At 70.1% G+C, this 24,691-nt stretch carries 22 protein-coding genes; 17 read left to right on the forward strand and 5 right to left on the reverse strand.

Annotated elements, in window-relative coordinates; genetic code table 11:
* Window positions 1-13 precede the first annotated feature (13 nt).
* A complete protein-coding gene (locus tag AC6CKD_RS00560) occupies window positions 14-1,297 on the forward strand; it encodes a geranylgeranyl reductase family protein (RefSeq protein WP_498324504.1) in 1,284 nt (427 codons plus the stop codon).
* A gap of 133 nt (window positions 1,298-1,430) precedes the next feature.
* A complete protein-coding gene (locus AC6CKD_RS00565; RefSeq protein WP_498324505.1) occupies window positions 1,431-2,432 on the forward strand; it encodes a hypothetical protein in 1,002 nt (333 codons plus the stop codon).
* A 16-nt stretch (window positions 2,433-2,448) separates the two neighbouring features.
* Here the strand turns inward: AC6CKD_RS00565 and AC6CKD_RS00570 are convergent, their stop codons facing one another.
* Entirely contained in the window at window positions 2,449-2,946 is a 498-nt protein-coding gene (locus AC6CKD_RS00570; RefSeq protein WP_498324506.1) for a hypothetical protein, read from the reverse strand.
* A gap of 222 nt (window positions 2,947-3,168) precedes the next feature.
* On the opposite strand from AC6CKD_RS00570, the gene AC6CKD_RS00575 reads away from it, so the two are divergent.
* Window positions 3,169-3,582, forward strand: coding sequence for a hypothetical protein (locus AC6CKD_RS00575; protein WP_498324507.1), 414 nt, complete (start codon window positions 3,169-3,171; stop codon window positions 3,580-3,582).
* Between the two features lie 186 nt (window positions 3,583-3,768).
* Here the strand turns inward: AC6CKD_RS00575 and AC6CKD_RS00580 are convergent, their stop codons facing one another.
* Window positions 3,769-4,635: a C40 family peptidase gene (locus AC6CKD_RS00580; protein ID WP_498324508.1), complete on the reverse strand. Its 867-nt coding sequence runs from the start codon at window positions 4,633-4,635 to the stop codon at window positions 3,769-3,771.
* An 861-nt stretch (window positions 4,636-5,496) separates the two neighbouring features.
* Here AC6CKD_RS00580 and AC6CKD_RS00585 point away from each other — a divergent pair.
* The 14 genes from AC6CKD_RS00585 to nuoN are packed head-to-tail and all read left to right on the forward strand — an operon-like array spanning window position 5,497 to window position 21,440.
* Window positions 5,497-5,856, forward strand: coding sequence for an NADH-quinone oxidoreductase subunit A (locus AC6CKD_RS00585; RefSeq protein ID WP_030010013.1), 360 nt, complete (start codon window positions 5,497-5,499; stop codon window positions 5,854-5,856).
* A 15-nt stretch (window positions 5,857-5,871) separates the two neighbouring features.
* Window positions 5,872-6,426: a NuoB/complex I 20 kDa subunit family protein gene (locus AC6CKD_RS00590; RefSeq protein WP_079429234.1), complete on the forward strand. Its 555-nt coding sequence runs from the start codon at window positions 5,872-5,874 to the stop codon at window positions 6,424-6,426.
* Window positions 6,423-7,163 (forward strand): NADH-quinone oxidoreductase subunit C, encoded by a 741-nt coding sequence (locus AC6CKD_RS00595; RefSeq protein ID WP_498324509.1) that lies wholly within the window; start codon window positions 6,423-6,425, stop codon window positions 7,161-7,163. Before AC6CKD_RS00590 ends, AC6CKD_RS00595 begins: the two co-directional genes overlap by 4 nt.
* Window positions 7,163-8,503 (forward strand): NADH-quinone oxidoreductase subunit D, encoded by a 1,341-nt coding sequence (locus AC6CKD_RS00600; protein ID WP_498324510.1) that lies wholly within the window; start codon window positions 7,163-7,165, stop codon window positions 8,501-8,503. The genes AC6CKD_RS00595 and AC6CKD_RS00600 overlap by 1 nt, the downstream gene beginning before the upstream one ends.
* The gene (gene nuoE / locus AC6CKD_RS00605) at window positions 8,500-9,255 is read left to right on the forward strand and encodes an NADH-quinone oxidoreductase subunit NuoE (RefSeq protein WP_498324511.1); all 756 of its coding nucleotides are present in this window, start codon (window positions 8,500-8,502) and stop codon (window positions 9,253-9,255) included. The genes AC6CKD_RS00600 and nuoE overlap by 4 nt, the downstream gene beginning before the upstream one ends.
* The gene (nuoF, locus tag AC6CKD_RS00610; RefSeq protein WP_498324512.1) at window positions 9,255-10,604 is read left to right on the forward strand and encodes an NADH-quinone oxidoreductase subunit NuoF; all 1,350 of its coding nucleotides are present in this window, start codon (window positions 9,255-9,257) and stop codon (window positions 10,602-10,604) included. The genes nuoE and nuoF overlap by 1 nt, the downstream gene beginning before the upstream one ends.
* Window positions 10,601-13,132 carry an NADH-quinone oxidoreductase subunit G gene (locus tag AC6CKD_RS00615; RefSeq protein ID WP_498324513.1) on the forward strand — a complete coding sequence of 844 codons (2,532 nt, stop codon included), beginning with the start codon at window positions 10,601-10,603 and terminating at the stop codon, window positions 13,130-13,132. The genes nuoF and AC6CKD_RS00615 overlap by 4 nt, the downstream gene beginning before the upstream one ends.
* Entirely contained in the window at window positions 13,129-14,499 is a 1,371-nt protein-coding gene (nuoH, locus tag AC6CKD_RS00620; RefSeq protein WP_356510336.1) for an NADH-quinone oxidoreductase subunit NuoH, read from the forward strand. Before AC6CKD_RS00615 ends, nuoH begins: the two co-directional genes overlap by 4 nt.
* Complete coding sequence (gene nuoI / locus AC6CKD_RS00625; protein ID WP_498324514.1) at window positions 14,492-15,103, forward strand: NADH-quinone oxidoreductase subunit NuoI; 612 nt, start codon at window positions 14,492-14,494, stop codon at window positions 15,101-15,103. The genes nuoH and nuoI overlap by 8 nt, the downstream gene beginning before the upstream one ends.
* Complete coding sequence (locus AC6CKD_RS00630) at window positions 15,100-15,909, forward strand: NADH-quinone oxidoreductase subunit J (RefSeq protein ID WP_498324515.1); 810 nt, start codon at window positions 15,100-15,102, stop codon at window positions 15,907-15,909. The genes nuoI and AC6CKD_RS00630 overlap by 4 nt, the downstream gene beginning before the upstream one ends.
* The gene (nuoK, locus tag AC6CKD_RS00635; protein ID WP_007265827.1) at window positions 15,906-16,205 is read left to right on the forward strand and encodes an NADH-quinone oxidoreductase subunit NuoK; all 300 of its coding nucleotides are present in this window, start codon (window positions 15,906-15,908) and stop codon (window positions 16,203-16,205) included. The genes AC6CKD_RS00630 and nuoK overlap by 4 nt, the downstream gene beginning before the upstream one ends.
* A gap of 9 nt (window positions 16,206-16,214) precedes the next feature.
* Window positions 16,215-18,155 (forward strand): NADH-quinone oxidoreductase subunit L, encoded by a 1,941-nt coding sequence (gene nuoL / locus AC6CKD_RS00640; RefSeq protein ID WP_498324516.1) that lies wholly within the window; start codon window positions 16,215-16,217, stop codon window positions 18,153-18,155.
* A gap of 1 nt (window position 18,156) precedes the next feature.
* The gene (locus tag AC6CKD_RS00645; RefSeq protein WP_498324517.1) at window positions 18,157-19,785 is read left to right on the forward strand and encodes an NADH-quinone oxidoreductase subunit M; all 1,629 of its coding nucleotides are present in this window, start codon (window positions 18,157-18,159) and stop codon (window positions 19,783-19,785) included.
* A 35-nt stretch (window positions 19,786-19,820) separates the two neighbouring features.
* Window positions 19,821-21,440: an NADH-quinone oxidoreductase subunit NuoN gene (gene nuoN / locus AC6CKD_RS00650; RefSeq protein ID WP_498325382.1), complete on the forward strand. Its 1,620-nt coding sequence runs from the start codon at window positions 19,821-19,823 to the stop codon at window positions 21,438-21,440.
* A 180-nt stretch (window positions 21,441-21,620) separates the two neighbouring features.
* On the opposite strand, the gene AC6CKD_RS00655 is transcribed toward nuoN, so the two are convergent.
* The 3 genes from AC6CKD_RS00655 to fahA form a co-directional block, all read right to left on the reverse strand.
* Window positions 21,621-22,250, reverse strand: a complete 630-nt coding sequence (locus AC6CKD_RS00655; RefSeq protein ID WP_498324518.1) for a hypothetical protein — start codon at window positions 22,248-22,250, stop codon at window positions 21,621-21,623.
* Window positions 22,220-22,900 carry a hypothetical protein gene (locus AC6CKD_RS00660; protein ID WP_498324519.1) on the reverse strand — a complete coding sequence of 227 codons (681 nt, stop codon included), beginning with the start codon at window positions 22,898-22,900 and terminating at the stop codon, window positions 22,220-22,222. Before AC6CKD_RS00660 ends, AC6CKD_RS00655 begins: the two co-directional genes overlap by 31 nt.
* Window positions 22,901-23,345: 445 nt before the next feature.
* The gene (gene fahA / locus AC6CKD_RS00665; protein WP_498324520.1) at window positions 23,346-24,569 is read right to left on the reverse strand and encodes a fumarylacetoacetase; all 1,224 of its coding nucleotides are present in this window, start codon (window positions 24,567-24,569) and stop codon (window positions 23,346-23,348) included.
* Window positions 24,570-24,691: the final 122 nt, after the last annotated feature.

The following is a 24,691-nucleotide window of genomic DNA, read 5'->3' on the forward strand; positions in this document are numbered from 1 at the left end:
CGGGAGACCCGCCGTGACCGAGCCCCTCTCCGAGCACTCCGCGGACGTGATCGTCGTCGGGGCCGGGCCCGCCGGCTCGACCACTGCTTATTACCTGGCCAAGGCCGGACTTGACGTCCTCCTCTTGGAGAAGACGGCGTTCCCGCGCGAGAAGGTCTGCGGTGACGGCCTGACGCCGCGCGCCACGAAGCAGCTCGTGTCGATGGGCATCGACATCTCCGAAGAGGCCGGCTGGCTGCGCAACAAGGGCCTGCGGATCATCGGCGGCGGCCAGCGGCTCCAGTTGGACTGGCCCGAGCTGGCCTCCTTCCCCGACTACGGCCTCGTCCGCAAGCGCGACGACTTCGACGAGACCCTGGCCCGCCAGGCGCAGAAGGCCGGAGCCCGGCTGTACGAGCGCTGCAACGTCGGCGAGCCCGTACGCGACCCCCGCACCGGGCACATCACCGGTGTGAAGGCGAAGCTGGGCGAGGAGAAGACCGAGGTCACCTTCAAGGCCCCGCTGGTCGTCGCCGCCGACGGCAACTCCTCGCGGCTCTCCCTGGCGATGGGCCTGCACCGCCGCGAGGACCGCCCGATGGGCGTGGCCGTGCGTACGTACTTCACCTCGCCCCGCCACGACGACGACTACCTGGAGTCCTGGCTGGAGCTGTGGGACCGGCGCGGGGCCCAGGACCGGCTTCTGCCCGGCTACGGCTGGATCTTCGGCATGGGCGACGGCACCTCCAACGTCGGCCTCGGCATCCTCAACTCCTCCTCCGCCTTCAAGGAGCTGGACTGGCGCGAGGTCCTCAAGGCCTGGTGCGCCTCGATGCCGGAGGACTGGGGCTACACCCCCGAGAACATGACGCAGCCCATCCGCGGCGCGGCCCTGCCGATGGCCTTCAACCGCCAGCCGCACTACACCAAGGGGCTGCTGCTCGTCGGTGACGCGGGCGGGCTCGTCAACCCGTTCAACGGCGAGGGCATCGCCTATGCGATGGAGTCGGGCCAGATCGCCGCCGACGTCATCGTCCAGGCCCACTCCCGCGCCACCCCCGCCCTGCGCGAACTCACGCTGCACAGCTACCCGAAGGTCCTCAAGGAGACCTACGGCGGCTACTACACCCTGGGCCGCGCCTTCGTGAAGCTCATCGGCAACCCGAAGATCATGAAGGTCGCCGCCCAGCGCGGCCTGAGCCACCCGGTGCTGATGAAGTTCACCCTGAAGATGCTGGCCAACCTGACCGACCCGACGGGCGGCGACGCGATGGACCGCGTCATCAACGGCCTGTCGAAGGTCGCGCCGAAGGCCTGATCGTTCAAGGCCCGGCCGCTCGGCGCAGAGCCGAGCGGCCGGGCGGCAAGTTGGTTTCCGGGCAAGAAGTTTGGCTGACCAGCAGGTGAGAAGCCCTTGTCCGGGTTGCGGCCGGGCTGTTGAATTTCCGAGAGTGAACAGGTCTTCCGCCATGCGCGCCCGTCCGCTCCGCCACCGCGCCCGCCACCCCGCCCTCCCGGCCGCCGTCCTGCTGGCGCTCGTCCTGGCCGGCTGCTCGGATCCGGACGGCGGCAGCGCGCACGGGGAGCCGGAACTCGGCGAGGTCGCCGTCGCCCCGGCCACCGCCTCGCTCTCGCTGCCCCTGGACGCGTACACGGACACCGACGCCGAAACGGTCCGCATGGGGCAGGTGCAGCAGCGGCTGCTCTCCCGGTGCATGGCCCGGTACGGGTTCCCGTACGAGGAGATCCGGCCGGCCGCTCCCGCCGCCGCCCAGGGGCCCGAGGACAGGCACCGGACGCTCTTCGGGGCGGCCGATCCGGTGTTCGCGGCGGCCCACGGCTACGACACGACCGCGGGCGGGGGCCGGCCGGTCAAGCCCCCGGCCGCCCCGCTGAGCGAGAGCGCCGCGCTGGTCATGCACGGCGAACGGCCGGGCGGGGAACAGGGGGCCGCGCGGCCCCCGGACGCCCCGACCGAGGAGGAGGCCGCGCACGTCGACAGCGGCATCGACGTCGGCGGGCAGAAGGTGCCGGCCGGCGGGTGCGTGCGGGAGGCGTACCGGAAGCTGTACGCGCCGACGAAGGACAGCGTCGACCTGCTGTTCCCGTTCGGGCTCGCCTCGGAGGCGCACGAACGCGCCAAGGGCGATTCGCGGGTGGCCGAGGTGCTGGAGAACTGGTCGGCGTGCATGGAGAAGTCGGGGTACGGCGGCCTGAAGGACCCCTACGAGGTCGTCCAGAAGCTCGGCCTGGAGGCCGATCCGGGTGGTGCCAAGGCCGTCACCGCGGCCAAGGCCGACGTCGCCTGCAAGCGCGAGGTGAACCTCGTGGGCATCTGGGCGGCGGTGGAGAAGGCGTACCAGGAACGGCTGGTGGAGGAGCAGGCCGAGACCCTGGCGCTGTACGAGAAGCAGCGCGAGGCCCGCTACAAACTGGCGGCCGGGCTCCTTTGAGCCGTGCGCGGGCCGTTCAGGAGGGCCGGGGCAGGCAGGTCCGGTACGTCTCGCGGTGCTCCCCCTTGAGCGACTGCCACTGGTCGGAGGTGCCGCCCTCCTTCTGGCCGGCCTCGCCGGTGACCGGGTCCGGGTCCGGATACCAGGAGACGCCCCGGGCCCGCATGCACGCGGAGGCCTCGCGCGCGGCGGCGAGTTCCCGCGCGCTCGCCTGGACGGGGGAGGGGGCCGGGGGGAGCAGGGACAGGCAGGCATTCTGCGCCTCGGGGTACCGGGGGCTCTCCTTCTCCACGAAGTGCGGTGCCCCGTTCTCCCCGTAGGAGATGGTCATTCCGTGCTGTTCCATGCACGTGTAGAACGGGACGTCCCCGGCCGCGAGCGAGGGCGTGGCGGTGAGTCCGGCCGTAGGCCCGGGCGTTCCCGATCCGGAGTTCTTCTCCGGAACTGTTCCGGCTCCGCATCCGGTCAGTGCGAGGCACAAAAAGAAGGACGAGGATATTTCGCGTACGCGCACGAGGTTGTTTCCCTTGCGATCGGCGGAGTGGGAAGGACGCGTCCGTGTGGGGTGAGGTGCGGAAGGCCGCGGGAGATCGTAATCGGCTGGTGGCAAGCCCGACAAGTCCGGTACGCGCCATGGTGGTTGTAGCCTTCTCAGCCGAGAAGGAGCTTGCCCCGGAGAAGTCCGGAGGGTTTAATCCCGGCCGGAATCAATTCCCTGAAGATGGAGAAAAGGCCCATGAGCAAGGCCCTTAACAGAATCGCCGCCGGTTTCGTCGGCGCGGTATCCGTCGGCGCGGTTCTCGTGGCGGCCGCCGGACCGGTGGCCGCCAACACGCCGAAGAACGGCTATCTGGAAACCAGCGAGTTCGGCCTTTACTACAACTCCTACCAAGGGGGCTGTGTCTTCGACCTGATGGCGTCGGACTGGAACTTCTACAACGACCTCTTCATCGGGCCGGAGGGCTGCGCCGGCCGGAACCGGGTGACGAACGACGACACGGCGTCCTACCGGAACCGCGACATCTACACGTGGAAGGTGGGCACCGATCCGAACCTCGCCGGTCTGGTCGGTGCGCTCCCCCCGGGCTACGTGGGCAACGCCAGCATCAACTTCAAGAACAAGATCTCCTCGGCCACGTTCCTCGACTGACGGCGCGCGGCAGTCTCCGCGACCCCCTCGCGCCGGGACGGCGCCCAGAGCGCCCCAGAGGCCCCGTGAGCACCCGGGAGCCTCCGGGAGCCCCAGGACGGCCGAAAGGCCGGTACTCCACCCCCGAGCGGGGGAGTACCGGCCTTTCGTGCGTCACCGGGAGCGGCCCGGGACTGCGGGGAGGTGTCAGAGGACGCGGACGGCGCCCGTCGGCTTGTCGTAGCTCAGGGAGCGCTCGACGATGCCGGTGCTGGAGTTCTGCGCGCCGACGAACTTGCCGCCGCCGACGTAGACGGCGACGTGGTACGCGCTGCCCTTGGAGCCCCAGTACAGGATGTCGCCCGCCTGGAGGGCGCTCAGGGACACCGACTTGCCGAAGCTGGACTGCGCCTGCGACATGCGCGGCAGGGTGATGCCGGCCTGGCGGTACGCGGCCTGGACGAGGCCCGAGCAGTCGAACGAGGACGGGCCGGTGCCGCCCATGACGTACGCCTTGCCGACCTGCGCGCGGGCGAAGTTGACGATGGCGGCGGCGGAGCCGGTGGCGGGGGCGGTGACGGTGCCCTTGCCCTGCGAGGAGGTCCCCGTGGAAGGGGTGCCGTTGGACGAGGAGGATCCGGAGGTGCTCTGGATCGGGGTGCGGGCCGTGCTGCGGCTGGCGCGCTCGGCCTCGGCCTTGCGGTCCGCCTCCTCCTTCGCCTTCGTCTCGGCGTCGGCCTTCTGCTGGGCGTCGGCCTTGAGCTGCTTCGCCTCGGCGGCGGCACCCGTGCGGGCCGTCTCCTCCAGGGCGTTGAGCTCGCCGTCGACGGCCGCGGCGCGGGTGTTCTCCGCGGCCTTGGCCACGGAGGAGGACACCTCGGCGCTCAGGTCCAGGTTGAGGACCGGCATTTCGAGCGTGGTCTCGTGCGCGGGCTCGGCGGAGGGGGTGGCGCTCGCCGTGCCGGCCATGGCCAGGGTGCTGAGGACGCCACCGGCAACTCCGGCGCGGACCGCGAGCTTCGAGGCGCTGCGGCGGGGCTTCCGGTGGCTGGGTATGTGAGCGGTGAGGGACATGGGTACAACCGCTATCAGGGCTCCACGGTTCCCTTCAAGAAACGTGGTCTGCGCCACAGTTGCGCGCGAACCGGGCTAACCGGGCGCGTCGGAACTCTTATTGACGCCGTAACGGGCGAATCGGACAGCCCGTCACAAGGCTGTGATCATGGGTTTTCCGCAATAAGTCCGAATTGATCCTGGGCCTACCATCCGCTCGCACTGATGGCCAAGCCCCCTTTCGGTACCGAGAATTCCGAGTGGCGCAGGTCACAGAAGCGTCACGCGATGCGGACGCTGTGGCCCTCCTGTGATCGAACCGTGAAGTCGCCGCCGGGTCGGGGGCGGGTCGGCGGCGGGTTGTGGGCGGGCCGAGGGTGATTCGGGACCGGTTCGGGACCGGTTCGGGGTCGGGCCGGGGCCGGGTCGCGCGTCGCCCCCCCGTGACCCCTCGGAGCGCCACTGCCCCGACTTCGTGAACGCATGCACGTGTCCACTCCCGTACGCGCGAGGTCCCCCGCCCGGGGGATGTCGATCCCTTTATCATCACGCGCACCACCTCGCCAATTTGCATGCAGGGGCCACGGTTTGATAGTGCGACAGGCCTTCCACCTGCGGCGACGAGTGTGGATGTCACCTTTGGTGATCATGTGGATGCTTCACGTATGAAGATCACCACTCATTGGGCTTCATGATCGTTCGTCAGGTGGTGGAGATCACAAACTCGTTGTTGCAACCCGTGTCGCAGATCACAGATGGGCGGGCATAAGATGCGCACCAGTCCGGCTTGTGAACTGCCTCACATGCGAGACATGCGAGGCGGGGCGCGCGGCGCCGGCACAGCGGTCCAACGGTCACTGACGACTGGAAGGAGCGAGGAGCGTGAATGCGTACGCGCCCATCCTCGTGCTCGGCGCCCTCGGCGCAGGGTTTGCGATCTTCTCCGTGGTCATGGCCACGCTGATCGGCCCAAAACGGTACAACCGGGCAAAACTTGAAGCGTACGAGTGCGGCATCGAGCCCACTCCGATGCCGGCCGGTGGCGGTCGCTTCCCCATCAAGTACTACCTGACGGCGATGCTCTTCATCGTCTTCGACATCGAGGTTGTCTTCCTCTACCCCTGGGCGGTCACCTTCGACTCGCTGGGGATCTTCGGGCTCGTCGAGATGCTCCTCTTCGTGCTCACCGTCTTCGTCGCCTACGCCTACGTATGGCGCCGCGGCGGCCTGGAATGGGACTGAGGGGCTGAATTTTCCATGGGACTGGAAGAGAAGCTGCCGAGCGGCTTTCTGCTGACCACCGTCGAACAGGCCGCGGGATGGGTGCGCAAGGCGTCCGTCTTCCCGGCCACCTTCGGCCTGGCCTGCTGCGCCATCGAGATGATGACCACCGGAGCGGGCCGGTACGACCTGGCCCGCTTCGGCATGGAGGTCTTCCGCGGATCCCCGCGCCAGGCCGACCTGATGATCGTGGCGGGCCGGGTCAGCCAGAAGATGGCGCCGGTGCTGCGGCAGGTGTACGACCAGATGCCCGCTCCCAAGTGGGTCATCTCTATGGGTGTTTGTGCGTCTTCGGGCGGAATGTTCAACAACTACGCGATCGTCCAGGGCGTCGACCACATCGTCCCCGTGGACATCTACCTGCCCGGCTGCCCGCCCCGCCCCGAGATGCTGATCGACGCGATCCTCAAGCTCCACCAGAAGATCCAGGGATCGAAGCTCGGCGTGAACCGGGAAGAGGCGGCCCGCGAGGCGGAGGAGGCGGCCCTCAAGGCGCTCCCCACCATTGAGATGAAGGGGCTCCTGCGGTGAGCGACGACCCGGCCGTGCAGAACGGCCCCCATGCCGGCGACGGCGACAACGTGCCCGCGCCCCGCGGCGCGGCCGGCCCGGAGGTGATCGGCGTCCGCAAGGGCATGTTCGGCGCCTCGGGCGGCGGCGACACCAGCGGCTACGGCGGCCTCGTGCGCACCGTGGCGATGCCCGGCGCGAGCGCCCGTCCGTACGGCTCGTACTTCGACGAGGTCGTCGACGAGCTCGAAGGGGCGCTGGAGGAGCAGGACCTGCTCCCCGAGAACGCGATCGAGAAGGTCGTCGTCGACCGGGGGGAGCTGACCCTCCACATCGCGCGCGAGCACCTCCCCCTCGTCGCCAGGACCCTGCGCGACGACCCGGCGCTGCGCTTCGAGCTCTGCACCGGGGTCAGCGGAGTGCACTTCCCCGACGACAAGGGCCGCGAGCTGCACGCCGTCTACCACCTGCGCTCGCTCACCCACGGCCGGATCGTGCGGCTGGAGGTGACGGCTCCGGACGCGGACCCGCACGTTCCCTCGATCGTCTCCGTCTACCCGACGAACGACTGGCACGAGCGCGAGACGTACGACTTCTTCGGCCTGATCTTCGACGGGCACCCGGCCCTCACCCGGATCATGATGCCGGACGACTGGCAGGGCTTCCCGCAGCGCAAGGACTACCCGCTCGGCGGCATCGCCATCGAGTACAAGGGCGCCCAGATCCCGGCTCCCGACCAGCGGAGGTCGTACAGCTGATGTCCCCCACATCGAACAACGCGGCAGACCACGCCTCTGCCCGCGAGACGACCGAGGGCACCGTCTACACCGTCACCGGCGGCGACTGGGACGAAGTCGTCCAGTCGGCGGCCCGCGCCGACGACGAGCGGATCGTCGTCAACATGGGCCCCCAGCACCCCTCCACCCACGGGGTGCTCCGGCTGATCCTGGAGATCGACGGCGAGACGGTCACCGAGGCCCGCTGCGGCATCGGCTACCTCCACACCGGCATCGAGAAGAACCTCGAATACCGGAACTGGACGCAGGGCACCACCTTCGTCACGCGCATGGACTACCTGACGCCGTTCTTCAACGAGACGGCGTACTGCCTGGGCGTCGAGAAGCTGCTCGGCATCACCGACCAGATCCCGGACCGCGCCACCGCCGTCCGCGTCCTGCTGATGGAGCTCAACCGGCTCTCCTCCCACCTGGTGTGCATCGCCACCGGCGGCATGGAGCTGGGCGCGACCACGATCATGATCTACGGGTTCCGCGACCGCGAGCTGATCCTCGACGTGTTCGAGCTGATCACCGGCCTGCGCATGAACCACGCGTTCATCCGCCCCGGCGGTCTCGCCCAGGACCTGCCCCCGGGCGCCGTGGACCAGCTCCGCGAGTTCGTGAAGACCATGAAGAAGAACCTGCCGGAGTACGACAAGCTCGCCACCGGCAACCCCATCTTCAAGGCCCGCATGCAGGACGTCGGCTACCTCGACCTCACCGGGTGCATGGCGCTCGGCGCCACCGGCCCGGTCCTGCGCTCCGCCGGCCTCCCGCACGACCTGCGCAAGACGGACCCGTACTGCGGCTACGAGAACTACGAGTTCGACGTGCCGACCACCGAGTCCTGCGACTCCTACGGGCGGTTCCTGATCCGCCTGGAGGAGATGCGCCAGTCCCTGCGGATCGTCGAGCAGTGCCTGGACCGGCTGGAGCCGGGCCCGGTCATGGTCGCCGACAAGAAGATCGCCTGGCCGGCGCAGCTCGCCATGGGCCCCGACGGCCTCGGCAACTCGCTCGACCACATCAAGCAGATCATGGGCACCTCCATGGAGTCCCTCATCCACCACTTCAAGCTGGTGACCGAGGGCTTCCGGGTACCGGCCGGCCAGGCCTACGCGGCCGTGGAGTCGCCCAAGGGCGAGCTCGGCGTGCACGTCGTCTCCGACGGCGGCACCCGCCCCTACCGGGTCCACTTCCGCGACCCGTCCTTCACCAACCTGCAGGCCATGGCGGCGATGTGCGAGGGCGGCCAGGTCGCCGACGTCATCGTGGCCGTCGCCTCCATCGACCCCGTGATGGGAGGCGTCGACCGATGACGGCCAATCAGCCCGTATCAGGGGTGAGCCTGGGCATGCCCCGGCTGCCGGCACCCGACTTCCCGGCCGACGTGCGCGCCCGGCTCGAAGCGGACGCGAAAGAGGTCATCGCCCGCTACCCCGACAGCCGCTCCGCGCTGCTGCCGCTGCTCCACCTCATCCAGTCGGAGGAGGGCTACGTCTCGCGCACCGGCATCCGGTTCTGCGCCGAGGTCCTGGGCCTGACCACCGCCGAGGTCACGGCCGTGGCGACCTTCTACACGATGTACCGGCGCAAGCCCTCCGGGGACTACCAGGTCGGCGTGTGCACGAACACCCTGTGCGCGGTCATGGGCGGAGACGCCATCTTCGAGGAGCTCAAGGAGCACCTCGGGGTCGGCAACAACGAGACCACCCCCGACGGCAAGGTCACCCTCGAACACATCGAGTGCAACGCGGCCTGCGACTACGCCCCCGTGGTGATGGTCAACTGGGAGTTCTTCGACAACCAGACCCCCGAGTCCGCCAAGGCCATGGTGGACGACCTGCTGGCCGGCCGCACCGTCGAGCCGACCCGGGGCGCGCCGCTGTGCACGTACAAGGAGACCGCCCGGATCCTGGCGGGCTTCCCGGACGAGCGCGAAGGCGCGGTCGAGGCCAGTGGCGGCGCGGGGCACGCGTCCCTGATCGGCCTGCGCATCGCGCGCGGCGAATCCCCGCACACCCCGATCGTGCACCCGCGCGGCGAGGCCACCATCGAGGGAGGGGAGTGATGACCGTGTCCACCGAACTGAGCAAGAACGGCACCAGTCCGGAGAAGCTCCTCGCGCCCGTCCTGTCGGCCTTCTGGGACGAGCCGCAGTCGTGGACGCTGGAGACCTACCGGCGGCACGAGGGGTACGAGGGCCTGCGCAAGGCGCTCGCCATGACCCCCGACGACCTCATCGCCTACGTGAAGGACTCGGGCCTGCGCGGCCGCGGCGGCGCGGGCTTCCCCACCGGGATGAAGTGGCAGTTCATCCCGCAGGGCGACGGAAAGCCGCACTACCTCGTGGTGAACGCGGACGAGTCGGAGCCGGGAACCTGCAAGGACATCCCCCTCCTCTTCGCCAACCCGCACTCCCTCATCGAGGGAATGATCATCGCCTGCTACGCGATCCGCTCGGAGCACGCCTTCATCTACCTGCGCGGCGAGACCGTGCCGGTCCTGAGGCGCCTGCACGAGGCGGTGCGCGAGGCGTACGAGGCCGGCTACCTCGGCGAGAACGTCCTCGGGAGCGGGCTGAAGCTGGACATCACCGTGCACGCGGGAGCGGGCGCGTACATCTGCGGCGAGGAAACGGCCCTTCTGGACTCCCTCGAAGGCCGCCGCGGCCAGCCCCGGCTGCGCCCGCCCTTCCCCGCGGTCGAGGGGCTCTACGCCTGCCCCACCGTGGTGAACAACGTGGAGTCCATCGCCTCGGTTCCCGCGATCCTGAACAGGGGCAAGGACTGGTTCAAGTCGATGGGGACCGAGAAGTCCCCCGGCTTCACGCTGTACTCGCTCTCCGGGCACGTCGTCGGCCCCGGCCAGTACGAGGCCCCGCTCGGGATCACCCTGCGCCAGCTCCTCGACATGAGCGGCGGCATGCGCCCCGGGCACCGGCTGAAGTTCTGGACCCCGGGCGGCTCCTCCACCCCGATGTTCACCGAGGAGCACCTCGACGTCCCGCTGGACTACGAGGGCGTCGGCGCGGCCGGCTCCATGCTCGGCACCAAGGCCCTGCAGTGCTTCGACGAGACGACCTGCGTGGTGCGGGCGGTGACCCGCTGGACCGAGTTCTACGCCCACGAGTCCTGCGGCAAGTGCACGCCCTGCCGCGAAGGCACGTACTGGCTGGTCCAGTTGCTCCGCGACATCGAAGCGGGCAACGGGGTCATGTCCGACCTCGACAAGCTCAACGACATCGCCGACAACATCAACGGCAAGTCGTTCTGCGCCCTCGGTGACGGCGCCGCCAGCCCCATCTTCTCCTCGCTCAAGTACTTCCGCGCGGAGTACGAGCAGCACATCACGGGCAAGGGCTGCCCCTTCGACCCCAAGAAGTCGACCCTCTGGGCCGACACGGAGGTGACCGCATGACCGTACTGCAACCGTCTAGCGGCTCCGCCGCGGGCTACGGCACCTCCGGCGGCGGAGAGGCCGCGGTCCCGCCCGTGGACCACATCTCCCTGACCATCGACGGCATCGAACTGTCGGTGCCCAAGGGGACGCTGGTCATCCGGGCCGCCGAACAGCTCGGCATCGAGATCCCCCGGTTCTGCGACCACCCCCTCCTCTCCCCGGCCGGCGCCTGCCGCCAGTGCATCGTCGAGGTCGAGGGCCAGCGCAAGCCGATGGCCTCCTGCACCATCACCTGCACCGACGGCATGGTCGTCAAGACGCAGCTGACCTCCCCGGTCGCCGACAAGGCCCAGCGCGGGGTGATGGAGCTGCTGCTCATCAACCACCCGCTGGACTGCCCGGTCTGCGACAAGGGCGGCGAGTGCCCGCTGCAGAACCAGGCGATGTCCCACGGCAACGCCGAGTCGCGCTTCGAGGGCAGGAAGCGCACCTACGAGAAGCCGGTACCGATCTCCACGCAGGTGCTGCTCGACCGCGAGCGGTGCGTGCTCTGCGCGCGCTGCACCCGCTTCTCCAACGAGATCGCCGGCGACCCGATGATCGAGCTCCTGGAACGCGGCGCGCTCCAGCAGGTCGGCACCGGCGAGGACGACCCGTTCGAGTCGTACTTCTCCGGCAACACCATCCAGATCTGCCCGGTCGGCGCCCTCACCTCGGCCGCCTACCGGTTCCGCTCCCGCCCCTTCGACCTCGTCTCCTCCCCGAGCGTGTGCGAGCACTGCGCGGGCGGCTGCGCGACCCGCACCGACCACCGCCGCGGCAAGGTGCTGCGCCGGCTGGCCGCGGAGGACCCCGAGGTCAACGAGGAGTGGATCTGCGACAAGGGCCGCTTCGGGTTCCGCTACGCGCAGCGCCCCGACCGGCTCACCACGCCGCTGGTGCGCGGCACCGACGGGGTCCTCGCCCCGGCGAGCTGGCCCGAGGCCCTGGAGGCCGCGGCCAACGGGCTCGCCGCCGCGCGCGGCCGCGCCGGAGTGCTGACCGGCGGCCGCCTCACCGTCGAGGACGCCTACGCGTACGCCAAGTTCGCCCGCGTCGTGCTCGACACCAACGACATCGACTTCCGGGCCCGCGTGCACAGCGCGGAGGAGGCCGACTTCCTGGCCGCCTCCGTCGCCGGCACCGGCAAGGACCTCGACGGGCGCGGCGTCACCAACACCTCGCTGGAGGCGGCCCCGGCCGTGCTCCTCGTCGGCATCGAGGCCGAGGAGGAAGCCCCCGGGGTCTTCCTGCGGCTGCGCAAGGCCCACCGCAAGCACAAGCAGCGGACCTTCGCCCTCGCCCCGTTCGCCACGCGCGGTCTGGAGAAGGCGGGCGGCACCCTGTTGGCCGCCGCCCCCGGCACCGAGCCCGAGTGGCTGAACGCGCTGGCCTCCGACACCGGCCTGGAGGACGGCGGCCAGGCCGCCTCCGACGCGCTGCGCCTGCCCGGCGCGGTCATCGTCGTGGGGGAGCGCCTCGCGGGCGTGCCCGGCGCGCTGACCGCGGCCGTACGGGTCGCGGCCGCCACCGGCGCCACGCTGGTGTGGATCCCGCGCCGGGCCGGAGAGCGGGCCGCCGTCGAGGCGGGCGCGCTGCCGTCCCTGCTGCCGGGCGCCCGTCCCGCCACCGACCCGCGGGCCCGCGACGAAGTCGCCGCCGCCTGGGGCCTCGACGAGCTGCCGCACCGCTACGGCCGCGACACGGGCCAGATCCTCGAGGCCGCCGCCACCCGGGAGCTCTCCGCCCTGCTGGTCGCGGGCGTCGAGCTCGCCGACCTGCCGGACCCGGCCCGCGCCAGGACCGCGCTCCAGGAGGCCTTCGTGGTCTCCCTGGAACTGCGGCCCAGCGAGGTCACCGACCACGCGGACGTGGTCTTCCCCGTCGCGGCCGTCGCCGAGAAGCCGGGCGCGTTCATCAACTGGGAGGGCAGGGTCCGGCCGTTCGAGGCCGCGCTGAAGCCCGAGCAGATGACCCGCCGGCTGGCCCCCGCCGACTCCCGCGTGCTGCACATGCTGGCCGACGCGGCCGACCGGCCGATCGCGCTGGCCGACGTACACGCCGTACGGCGGGAGATCGACCGGCTCGGCCCGTGGGCCGGGGAGCGCGCCGCCGGACAGTCCGGAGACAGGGAGCTGCTGCCCCGTCCCGGCGCGGGCGAGGCCGTCCTCGCCGGCCACCGGCTCCTCCTCGACCAGGGCCTGCTGCAGGACGGCGACGAGGCCCTGGCCGGTACCCGGCACGAGGCCAGCGCCCGCCTGTCGGCCGCCACGGCCGCCGAGACAGGCGTCAAGAACGGCGACGTCCTCGCGGTGACCGGCCCCGCCGGCTCCGTGGAACTGCCGCTGCGCGTCACCGAGATGCCCGACCGGGTGGTCTGGCTCCCGATGAACTCCACCGGCTCCGGGGTCCTCGCCGACACCGGAGCCCGCCCGGGGGCCCTGGTCCGCATCGGCCCGGCCGCCCCCGCCGACACCAGCGACTCCCCTGCGGAGGTGGGCGCGTGAACACCGTTCAGATCGCCGCCGAAGACCTCTCCCTGTTCGGCAGGGACGTCTGGTGGCTCGTCGTCCTCAAGGCGGTGTTCTGCTTCGCCTTCCTGATGGTGACCGTGCTCTTCTCCATCGTGTGGGAGCGCAAGGTCGTCGCCTGGATGCAGCTGCGCATCGGCCCCAACCGGCACGGCCCCTGGGGCATGCTCCAGTCGCTCGCCGACGGCGTGAAGCTGATGCTGAAGGAAGACCTGATCGTCAAGCGGGCCGACAAGGTCGTCTACGTCCTGGCCCCGATCATCGCGGCGATCCCGGCCTTCATGGCCATCGCGGTGATCCCCTTCGGTCCCTCGGGCAACGAGGTCTCCATCTTCGGCCAGCGCACCACGATGCAGCTGACCGACCTGCCCATCGCGATGCTCTACATCCTCGCGGTGGCCTCGGTCGGCATCTACGGCATCGTCCTCGCCGGCTGGTCCTCCGGCTCCACGTACCCGCTCCTCGGCGGCCTGCGCTCCTGTGCGCAGATGATCTCGTACGAGATCGCGATGGGCGCGGCCTTCGCCTCGGTCTTCCTCTACTCCGGGTCGATGTCGACCTCGGCGATCGTCGAAGCCCAGGCGGACCGCTGGTACATCATCCTGCTGCCGGTCTCCTTCATCATCTACGTCATCACGATGGTCGGCGAGACGAACCGCGCCCCCTTCGACATGCCGGAGTCCGAGGGCGACCTGGTCGGCGGATTCAACACCGAGTACTCGTCCATCAAGTTCGCGCTGTTCATGCTCGCCGAGTACGTCAACATGGTCACCGTCTCCGCGGTCTCCGTCACCCTCTTCCTGGGCGGCTGGCGGGCCCCGGCGCCGATCTCCACGTACTGGGAGGGCGCGAACCACGGCTGGTGGCCGATGCTCTGGTTCGTCCTCAAGGTCCAGCTGCTGCTGTTCTTCTTCATCTGGCTCCGCGGCACGCTCCCACGCGTGCGCTACGACCAGCTGATGAAGCTCGGCTGGAAGGTGCTGATCCCGGTCTCCGTGGTGTGGCTGATGCTGGTCGCCACCGTCCGGGCGCTGCGCAACGAGAACTACGACTTCCAGGAGATCGTCCTCTACGTCGGCGGCGGGGTCATCGCGCTCTTGCTGCTGTCCTTCGTCGCGGACCTGTTCCGCGACAAGAAGGAGAAGACGGCCCTCGCGGACGCCGAACTGGCCGCGGCCGCCGAACCCTTCGACCCCCTGGCGGGCGGCTTCCCCGTACCGCCCAAGCCCGGCCAGCACCTGGCACCCGTACCGCGCAGGCGGCCCCGCAGTGAGCGGGAGCTCATTGTCAGTGGCGCGGCGAATACTGACAGTGACCGAGAGGAGGGTGCTGAGAATGTCTGACAAGTCTGACGCCGAGCAGGGCGAGAAGTGGCAGAACCCGGTGGCCGGCTTCGGCGTGACCTTCAAGGCCATGTTCAAGAAGCGCCTCACCGAGCAGTACCCGGAGCAGGAAAAGACCACCGCACCCCGCTTCCACGGGAGGCACCAGCTCAACCGCCACCCGGACGGTCTGGAGAAGTGCATCGGGTGCGAGCTGTGCGCCTGGGCCTGTCCCGCCGACGCGATCTACGTCGAGGGTGCGGACAACACCGAGGAGGAGCGCTACTCCCCGGGTGAGCGGTACGGCCGGGTCTACCAGATCAACTACGCCCGCTGCATCCTGTGCGGGCTGTGCGTCGAGGCGTGCCCGACCAGGGCGCTGACCATGACGAACGAGTTCGAACTGGCCGACTCCAGCCGCGAAGCGCTCATCTACACCAAGGAGCAGCTGCTCTCCGGGCTGACGGAGGGCATGGTCGAGGCCCCGCACTCGATCTTCCCGGGCACCGAGGACACGGACTACTACCGCGGACTGGTGACCGGGGCGGCTCCCGGCACGGTCCGCCAGGTGGCGGTCTCCAAGGGCGAGGTGCCCGCCGGGGACGCAGAGGGGGTGGAGGCGTGAGCGCCATCGCCGCAGCCTCCCTCACCTCCTCCGGTGAGGCGGTCCAGTTCTGGGTCCTCGGCACGGTCGCCGTCATCGGCGCGCTGGCGACGATCCTGATGAAGAGGGCCGTGCACAGCGCACTCAGCCTGGCCGGGACGATGATCATCCTGGCGGTCTTCTACCTCGCCAACGGGGCGTACTTCCTCGGCATCGTCCAGGTCGTCGTCTACACCGGCGCGATCATGATGCTCTTCCTCTTCGTCGTCATGCTCGTCGGCGTCACCGCAGCGGACTCGCTGACCGAGACCATCAAGGGGCAGCGCTGGCTGGCCGCCCTGTGCGGACTCGGCTTCGGCATCCTGCTGATCGCCGGCATCGGCAACGCCAAGCTCACCCACTTCAACGGACTCGGCCGGATCAACTCCGGCGGGCACGTCGAGGGCCTGGCCACGCTGATCTTCACCAAGTACGTGTTCGCCTTCGAGCTCACCGGCGCCCTGCTGATCACGGCGGCCGTCGGCGCGATGGTGCTCACCCACCGCGAGCGCACCGAGCGGGCCGCCACCCAGCGCGAGCTCGCCGAGCGCCGCGTACGCGAGGGCGTACAGCTCCCGCCGCTGCCCGCACCCGGCGTCTACGCCCGGCACAACGCCGTGGACGTCGCGGGCCTGCTGCCGGACGGCACCCCCTCGGAGCTCACCGTCAACCAGACGCTGCGCGCCCGCGGCCAGATCAGGGACGTCTCGGGCAAGGCCCTGGACGACCTGAAGGCCCTGGAGCAGCGGTCGTCCGAGCGGCTCGGCCGTGAGGAGGCCTCGAAGTGAACCCGGTCAACTACCTCTACCTGGCCGCGCTGCTGTTCACCATCGGCGCGGCGGGAGTCCTGATCCGGAAGAACGCGATCGTGCTGTTCATGTGCGTCGAGCTCATGCTCAACGCCTGCAACCTCGCCTTCGTCACCTTCTCCCGGATGCACGGCAACCTCGACGGCCAGATCATCGCGTTCTTCACGATGGTCGTCGCCGCCGCCGAGGTCGTGGTGGGCCTCGCGATCATCGTGTCGCTTTTCCGTACCCGCCACTCGGCCTCGGTCGACGACGCCAGCCTGATGAAGCTGTAAGGGGTCGCTGTGGAGAACATGATCGCGCTGCTGGTAGCAGCGCCCCTGCTCGGAGCGGTGGTGCTGCTCTGCGGCGGCCGCCGTCTCGACAAGACCGGCCACTGGATCGGCACCCTGTTCGCCGCCGTCTCCTTCGGCATCGGCCTCGCCCTCTTCGCCGACATGCTCGGCAAGGGCGCCGAGGACCGGACCTTCCACCAGCGGCTGTTCAGCTGGATTCCGGTGGAGGGCTTCCAGGCCGACATCGGCTTCCAGCTCGACCAGCTGTCGATGACCTTCGTCCTGCTGATCTCCGGCGTGGGCACGCTCATCCACGTGTACTCCATCGGGTACATGGAGCACGACGAGCGCCGCCGCCGCTTCTTCGGCTACCTCAACCTCTTCGTCGCCGCGATGCTGCTCCTGGTCATCGCCGACAACTACCTCCTGCTGTACGTCGGCTGGGAAGGCGTGGGCCTCGCCTCGTACCTCCTCATCGGCTTCTGGCAGCACAAGCCCAGCGCGGCCACCGCCGCGAAGAAGGCCTTCCTGGTCAACCGGGTCGGCGACATGGGCCTTTCGATCGCCATCATGCTGATGTTCACCACCTTCGGAACCTTCGCCTTCGGCCCCGTGCTCGGCTCGGTGTCCGAGGCCGGCGAGGGCAAGCTGACGGCGATCGCCCTGATGCTGCTGCTCGCCGCGTGCGGCAAGTCGGCGCAGGTGCCGCTGCAGTCCTGGCTCGGCGACGCGATGGAGGGCCCGACCCCGGTCTCGGCCCTCATCCACGCGGCGACCATGGTCACCGCCGGCGTCTACCTGATCGTCCGCTCGGGAGCCATCTTCAACGGGGCGCCGGACGCGCAGACCGCGGTCGTCGTGGTCGGTGCGGTCACGCTCCTCTTCGGTGCGATCGTCGGTTGCGCCAAGGACGACATCAAGAAGGCCCTCGCCGGGTCGACGATGTCGCAGATCGGCTACATGATCCTGGCGGCCGGCCTCGGCCCCATCGGGTACGTGTTCGCGATCATGCACCTGGTCACGCACGGGTTCTTCAAGGCGGGCCTCTTCCTCGGCGCCGGTTCCGTGATGCACGGGATGAACGACGAGGTCGACATGCGCAAGTACGGCGGCCTGCGGAAGTACATGCCGGTGACCTTCGTGACCTTCGGGCTGGGGTACCTCGCCATCATCGGGTTCCCGGGGCTGTCGGGCTTCTTCTCCAAGGACATGATCATCGAGGCCGCCTTCGCGAAGGGCGGCACCCAGGGCTGGATCCTCGGCGGGGTGACCCTCCTCGGAGCGGCGATCACCGCCTTCTACATGACCCGGGTCATGATCCTCACCTTCTTCGGCGAGAAGCGCTGGCAGCCGGCGCCGGACCCGGCCACGACCCCCGGCGTCGAGCCGGGCGCCGACGCGCACCCCGGCGAGCTTCCCCACCCGCACGAGTCCCCGAAGTCCATGACCATCCCGATGATCGTCCTGGCCTTCGGCTCGGTCTTCGCGGGCGGCTTCTTCGGGATCGGCGACCGGTTCCTGGGCTGGCTGGAGCCCGTCACCGGGTACGAGCACGGACACCCGCCGGTCAGCGCGCTGACGGTGACGCTGGCCACCATGGTGGTCCTCGTCATCGGCGTCGCCGTCGCCTGGGTGATGTACGGCAGGAAGCCCGTCCCGGTCACCGCCCCGCGCGGCTCGCTCCTCACCCGGGCGGCCCGACGGGACCTCTACCAGGACGACTTCAACCACGTGGTCCTGGTCCGCGGCGGGGAGCACCTGACCCGCTCCCTCGTCTACGTCGACCACAGCCTGGTCGACGGCGTGGTCAACGGGACGGCCGCCGGAGTCGGCGGGCTGTCGGGCCGGCTGCGCAAGCTGCAGAACGGCTACGCCCGCAGCTACGCGGTCTCGATGTTCGGGGGCACGGCGATCCTGATCGCCGCGACCCTGCTGATGAGGGCGGTGTGAGATGAATTTCCCGCTTCTGACGGTGACGGCCGCGGTCCCCGCGGTCGGTGCGATCCTGACGGCGGCCGTCCCGGCCGCCCGCCGGACCGCCGCCAAATGGCTCGCCCTGTTCTTCTCGCTGGCGACCCTGGCCCTGGCCGTGCTCGTCGCGGTCCGCTTCGAGCCCGGCGGCGACCGCTACCAGCTCACCGAATCGCGTTCCTGGATCGCCGACTTCGGCGTCCGCTACGAACTGGGCGTCGACGGCATCGGGGTGGCGCTGATCGCACTCACCGCGGTTCTGATGCCCTTCATCATCCTGGCCGGCTGGCACGACGCCGACCCGCTGGAGACCAAGAGCCAGCGCTGGCGGCCGACGCAGGGGTTCTTCGCCCTGATCCTGCTGGTCGAGGCGATGGTGATCATCTCCTTCGAGGCCACCGACGTCTTCCTCTTCTACATCTTCTTCGAAGCCATGCTCATCCCGATGTACTTCCTCATCGGCGGCTTCGGGGACCGGGCCACTTCCTCTCGATCAGCCGCTGCCGCGGCGGGCGGGTCGGACGAGAACGCGGCCGCGCAGCGCTCGTACGCGGCGGTCAAGTTCCTCCTCTACAACCTGGTCGGCGGCCTGATCATGCTGGCCGCCGTCATCGGGCTGTACGTGGTCGCCGGCAACTTCTCGCTCCAGGAGATCGCCGCCGCCCGCGCCGCGGGCACGCTCGACATGGCGACCAACACCGAGCGGTGGCTGTTCCTCGGCTTCTTCTTCGCCTTCGCGGTGAAGGCCCCGCTCTGGCCGCTGCACACCTGGCTGCCCAACGCGATGGGCGAGGCCACGGCCCCGGTCGCGGTCCTGATCACCGCGGTCGTCGACAAGGTCGGCACCTTCGCGATGCTCCGCTTCTGCCTCGGGCTCTTCCCCGAAGCCAGCAAGTGGGCCACGCCGGTGATCCTGGTCCTGGCCCTGATCAGCATCGTCTACGGCGCGCTGGTCGCCTGCGGGCAGCGGGACATCAAGCGGCTGGTGGCGTACGCCTCCATCTCGCACTTCGGCTTCATCATCCTGGGCATCTTCGCGATGACCTCCCAGGGCCAGTCGGGCGCGGCGCTGTACATGGTCAACCACGGGCTCTCGACGGCGGCGCTCATGCTGGTCGCCGGCTTCCTGATCTCGCGGCGCGGCTCCCGGCTCATCGCCGACTACGGCGGCGTGCAGAAGGTGGCCCCGGTGCTGGCCGGCACCTTCCTGATCGGCGGTCTCGCGACCCTGTCGCTGCCCGGCCTCGCCCCGTTCGTCAGCGAGTTCCTGGTCCTGGTCGGCACGTTCGCCCGGTACCCGGTCGTCGGCATCATCGCCACCTTCGGCATCGTGCTGGCGGCGCTCTACACGCTGGTCCTCTACCAGCGCACCATGACCGGCCCGGTCAAGGAGGAGGTCCGCACCATGCCGGACCTGCGCCTGCGGGAGGTCCTGGTGGTCGCCCCGCTGATCGCGCTGCTGATCGGACTGGGCGTCTACCCGAAGGTCCTGACCGACATCGTCAACCCGGCGGTGAAGCACACCATGTCGGACGTGAAGCAGACGGACCCGAAGCCCGAGGTGGCCGTCGAGGCGAAGCACGCCAACGAGGGGGAGGAGTCGAAGTGAGCACCGTGACTGCTGCCCAGAACCTGCTGCCGACACTGGCGGCCGCGGCACCGATCGACAAGATCCCGGCCCCGCAGATCGAGTACGCCCAGCTCTCGCCCACGCTCATCGTGCTGGGCGCGGCGATCATCGGAGTCCTCGTCGAGGCCTTCGTGCCGCGCAAGGCCCGTTACTACACGCAGGTGTTCCTCGCCGTCGCCGCGCTGGCCTCGGCCTTCGCGGCGGTCGTCGGGCTCGCCGCGGGCGGGTACGGCAGCTCCAAGGCGCACATCGCGGCCATGGGCGCCGTCGCCGTCGACGGCCCGGCGCTGTTCCTGCAGGGCACCATCATCCTGGCGTCGGTCGTGGCGATCTTCACCTTCGCCGAGCGGCGCCTGGACCCGGCGGCCCACGGCAACCGGGTGGACTCCTTCGCCGCGCAGGCGGCGTCCGTACCGGGCAGCGAAAGCGAGAAGGAAGCCGTCAAGGCGGGCTTCACCACCACCGAGGTCTTCCCGCTCGCCCTGTTCGCGATCGCCGGAATGCTGATCTTCCCGGCGGCCAACGACCTGCTGACGCTGTTCGTGGCCCTGGAGGTCTTCTCCCTCCCGCTGTACCTGCTCTGCGCCGTCGCCCGCCGCCAGCGGCTGATGTCGCAGGAGGCGGCCGTCAAGTACTTCCTGCTCGGCGCCTTCTCCTCCGCCTTCCTCCTCTTCGGCATCGCGCTCGTCTACGGGTACGCGGGCTCGGTCTCCTACGCGGCGATCGCGGACGTCGTCGACGGCACCGTGGCGAACATCGACCCGGCGCTCGCCGTCACCATGGGCAACGACGCGCTGCTGCTGATCGGCGGCGCGCTGATCCTGATGGGCCTGCTCTTCAAGGTCGGCGCGGTCCCCTTCCACATGTGGACCCCTGACGTCTACCAGGGCGCCCCCACCCCGGTCACCGGCTTCATGGCCGCGGCGACGAAGGTGGCCGCCTTCGGCGCCCTCCTGCGGCTGCTGTACGTGGTGCTGCCCGGCCTGCGCTGGGACTGGCGGCCGGTCATGTGGGGCGTCGCGATCGTCACGATGCTGGCGGGCGCGGTCATCGCCGTGACCCAGACCGACGTCAAGCGGCTCCTGGCCTACTCCTCGATCGCGCACGCCGGCTTCATCCTGGCCGGTGTGATCGCCACCTCGGCGGAGGGCGTCCAGTCCGTCCTCTTCTACCTGGGCGCGTACTCCTTCGTGACGATCGGCGCCTTCGCGGTGGTCACGCTGGTCCGCGACGCGGGCGGCGAAGCCACGCACCTGTCCAAGTGGGCCGGTCTGGGACGCCGTTCACCACTGACGGCGGCGGTCTTCGCGGTCTTCCTGCTCGCCTTCGCGGGCATCCCGCTGACCTCCGGCTTCTCCGGCAAGTTCGCCGTGTTCAAGGCGGCGGCGGAGGGCGGCGCGGGAGCGCTGGTCGTGGTGGGTGTCATCTCGTCCGCGATCGCCGCGTTCTTCTACATCCGGGTGATCGTCCTGATGTTCTTCAGCGAGCCGAAGGCGGACGGCCCCACGGTCGCCGTCCCGTCCCCGCTGACGATGACGACGATCGCGGTGGGCGTGGCGGTCACGGTGGTGCTGGGCGTGGCCCCGCAGTACTTCCTGGACCTGGCGGGCAGTGCGAGCACGTTCGTGCGCTGACCGTCCTCCCGGACGCGACAGGGCCCGGCTCCCCCTCACCGGGGGCCGGGCCCTTTGCCGTGCCGGGTGGTCCTACGGGCTGGAGCCGCCGTAGCTGTTGAAGACGCCGTAGCGGTTGGAGCCGCCGTAGCTGAAGATGCCGTCTCCCCGATGACCGAACGCGCGCAGTTCTTTGACGGGCTAGCGTCCGTGGTCGTGTGCGTCGGTGGGCTTCGTCGGGGTGCCGGGCTTGGCGGGGCAGGTCAGGGCGGGGTTCCAGTTGTGGAAGCGGCCCGCCGGGTTGTCCTCGTACGCCCACATGTGCAGGTCGTAGTGCTTGGGCATGCCCGGCCAGTGACCCGGCATCGGCCCGTCGAAGGGGAGGCCGAACATGGTCGGGCGGTCGTCGGTGGTCTTCAGGTCCTGGTCCCGGTCGGTGGACATCCACTCCACGGTCTGGAGCTTGCGACGGCCGTTCTTGTCCTTCGAGGTGCTGTAGAGCAGGGCGGCCGGCTTGCTCGGGTCCGTCGAGCCCCAGTTGGCTTCCTTGACGTAGTGGTAGCCCATGGAGCCCGCCCCGAACGGGTTGGTCATGCACTCCGTGCCGTGCGGGACGTACCCGTCCTTGAGGGCCTCGCGCTCGTCCGCGTACTTGGCCGTCACCCGGATCGCCGTGGCCATGTCGCGCATCGCCTGCTTGTTGGTCGGGTCGGGGGCGGGGCCCTCGACGCCGTGGGCGGTGGTGGCGGTGGTGCCGGTGGCGGTGGCGGCCAGGCCGAGGGATATGGCGGCCGCGCAGGTCAGGAAGGCTTTGCGGGGGCGGAGGGACATGGGGACTCCTGCCGTTCGGGGGCGGGTACGGCTTCGCGGGCTTTCGTCCACCATCCGGGCAAGGCGGTGGGGCTGCACGTGGCGGGGCTCCGAACGGGGGGTGCGGAGAGTTGGGTTGGGGCCGGACGGGTGGTTCCCGGGCGGCAGCTCACGTCCGGGTTGTACAGGGCGAAGCGGCCGCTGGGGTTCTCCTTCCAGAGCCAGACCCGCAGCCTGTAGTGGAACGGCTGGCCCGGGAACTTTCCGGGCATCGGGCCGTTGAACGACGCGCCGAACAGGTTCGGGGGGCGGTCCCGTCCCGTGAACACCCATTCGAGGGCGGCGAGGCGGCGGGTGCCGCGGGCGTCGTCCACGTAGATCAGGGCGGTGGGCTTCGCGGGGTCGAGGGAGTCGTCGTGGGCGTGGTTGAAGTGGGGGTAACCGAGCCCCCCTGCCCCGGCCTTGCCGGGGACGCAGTACGCGTCGGGGGCGTAGCCGGCGGCCGCGGCGGTGTGGGGGTGCAGGTACGGGGCGGTCGCGCGGTACGCGGTGGCTAGGGCGAGGTGGTCCGGGGCGTGGGCGAGTGCGAGTGCCTGCGGCGCGAGGGTTGTGGCGGTGGCGGTCGCGGTGGCGGTGGCGGCCAGAGCGAGGATGCCGGGGGCGGGGGTCATGCCCGCAGCGTGCGGGTCGGGCGGGGCCGGTGCCAGACGGGTGGCCCGATCGTGTGGTCCCCACCTGCGGCGCCGTTGCCGGGGACCGGTCCCCGGACCCCTGCGCCTCGAACGCCGGCGGGGCTGGGTTGGCCCGGTGGGCCTGGCTGCGGGTGGGGGCCGGTGCCGGGGGCGGGGTGGGGTGTCGGCCTGGACTGCATGATTTAGGCGCCCTGTGATCCGCTTCGACTGGGATGGGCTTCCTTTGCGCCACAAATCACGCTTTACGTCCCGGCCAACACCCCACCCCGCCCCCGTCCCCGGCCCGGCCGCCTCCAGCCCCGCCGGTGGTGGGTCTGTTCAGCCGCAGTGTTGTGCCGCTCGCGGGTGTTGGCGTACGGCGATGAGCTGCGAGAACGGCGGGGGTGACGGATCTTCCGCCACCCCCGCCGTCCCGAGATGTGGACTAGAGGGTGCTCACGATGCGGCCGCTGACCTCGCCGAGGCCCACCCGGGTGCCGTCGGCGCCCGGGGCCCACGCGGTGAGGGTGACGGTGTCGCCGTCCTCCAGGAAGGTGCGCTTGCCGTCGGTGAGCTCGATGGCGTCGCGGCCGTTCCAGGTGAGCTCCAGCAGCGAGCCGCGCTGGCCGGTCTCCGGGCCGCTGACGGTGCCCGAGCCGTACACGTCGCCGGTGCGCAGCGAGGCGCCGTTGACGGTCATGTGCGCGAGCTGCTGGGCGGCGGTCCAGTACATCGACGCGAACGGCGGCGCGGCCACCTCCTGCCCGTTGATCGACACGGTGATGCGCAGGTCGAAGCCGCCGGGGCGGTCGGCGGCGGCGTCGTCGAGGTAGGGCAGGAGCGGGAAGTCGCGGGCCGGCGGGGCGACGCGGGCCGCGTCCAGGGCCTCCAGGGGGGTGACCCATGCGGAGACGGAGGTGGCGAAGGACTTGCCGAGGAAGGGGCCGAGCGGCACGTACTCCCAGGCCTGGATGTCGCGCGCGGACCAGTCGTTCAGAAGGAACAGTCCGAAGACGTGCTCCTCGAAGTCGCCGAGGGCCACCGGACGGCCCTGCTCCGAGGGGGTGCCGACGACGAAGCCGACCTCGGCCTCGATGTCGAGCTTCACGGAGGGCCCGAAGACGGGCGCCGGGTCGGCGGGCGCCTTGCGCTGGCCGGAGGGTCGTACGACGTCCGTGCCCGACACCACGATGGTCCCGGCCCGGCCGTGGTAACCGATGGGGAGGTGCTTCCAGTTGGGGGTCAGCGCGTCCCCGTCCGGCCGGAAGATCTTGCCGACGTTCGTCGCGTGGTGCTCGCTCGCGTAGAAGTCGACGTAGTCGGCGACCTCGTACGGGAGGTGCAGCGTCACGTCTTCCAGCGGCAGCAGGTGCGGCTCCACGGAGGGGCGGTGGCCGGGGTCGGTGACCCAGGCGGTCAGCGCGCGGCGCACGTCCTTCCAGGCGGTACGGCCCGCGGCGAGCAGCGGATTGAGCGAGGGCTGCCCGAGCAGTCCGGCGTACGGGGACCCGAGCGCGGCCGCGGCCGCGCCGGCGTCGAGCACGTACCCGCCGATGCGGACACCGATCCGGCGCCGCTCCTCGCCGGCGGTGGAGAACACGCCGTAGGGGAGGTTGTGCGGCCCGAACGGGTCGCCCTCGGGCACATCGAGGGGGCTCTGCTGGGGCATGGGGTGCTGCCTCGCTTTCGACGCGGCCCGGGGGTGTCCCGGGAGCTGCTTGACAGGTTAAGGGGCTGGTGGGGCGTGCGGGAGGCCGGATTCGGGCACTATTTGTAAGATTTGTCCGAGGA

This window comes from Streptomyces sp. GQ60, assembly GCF_059758875.1.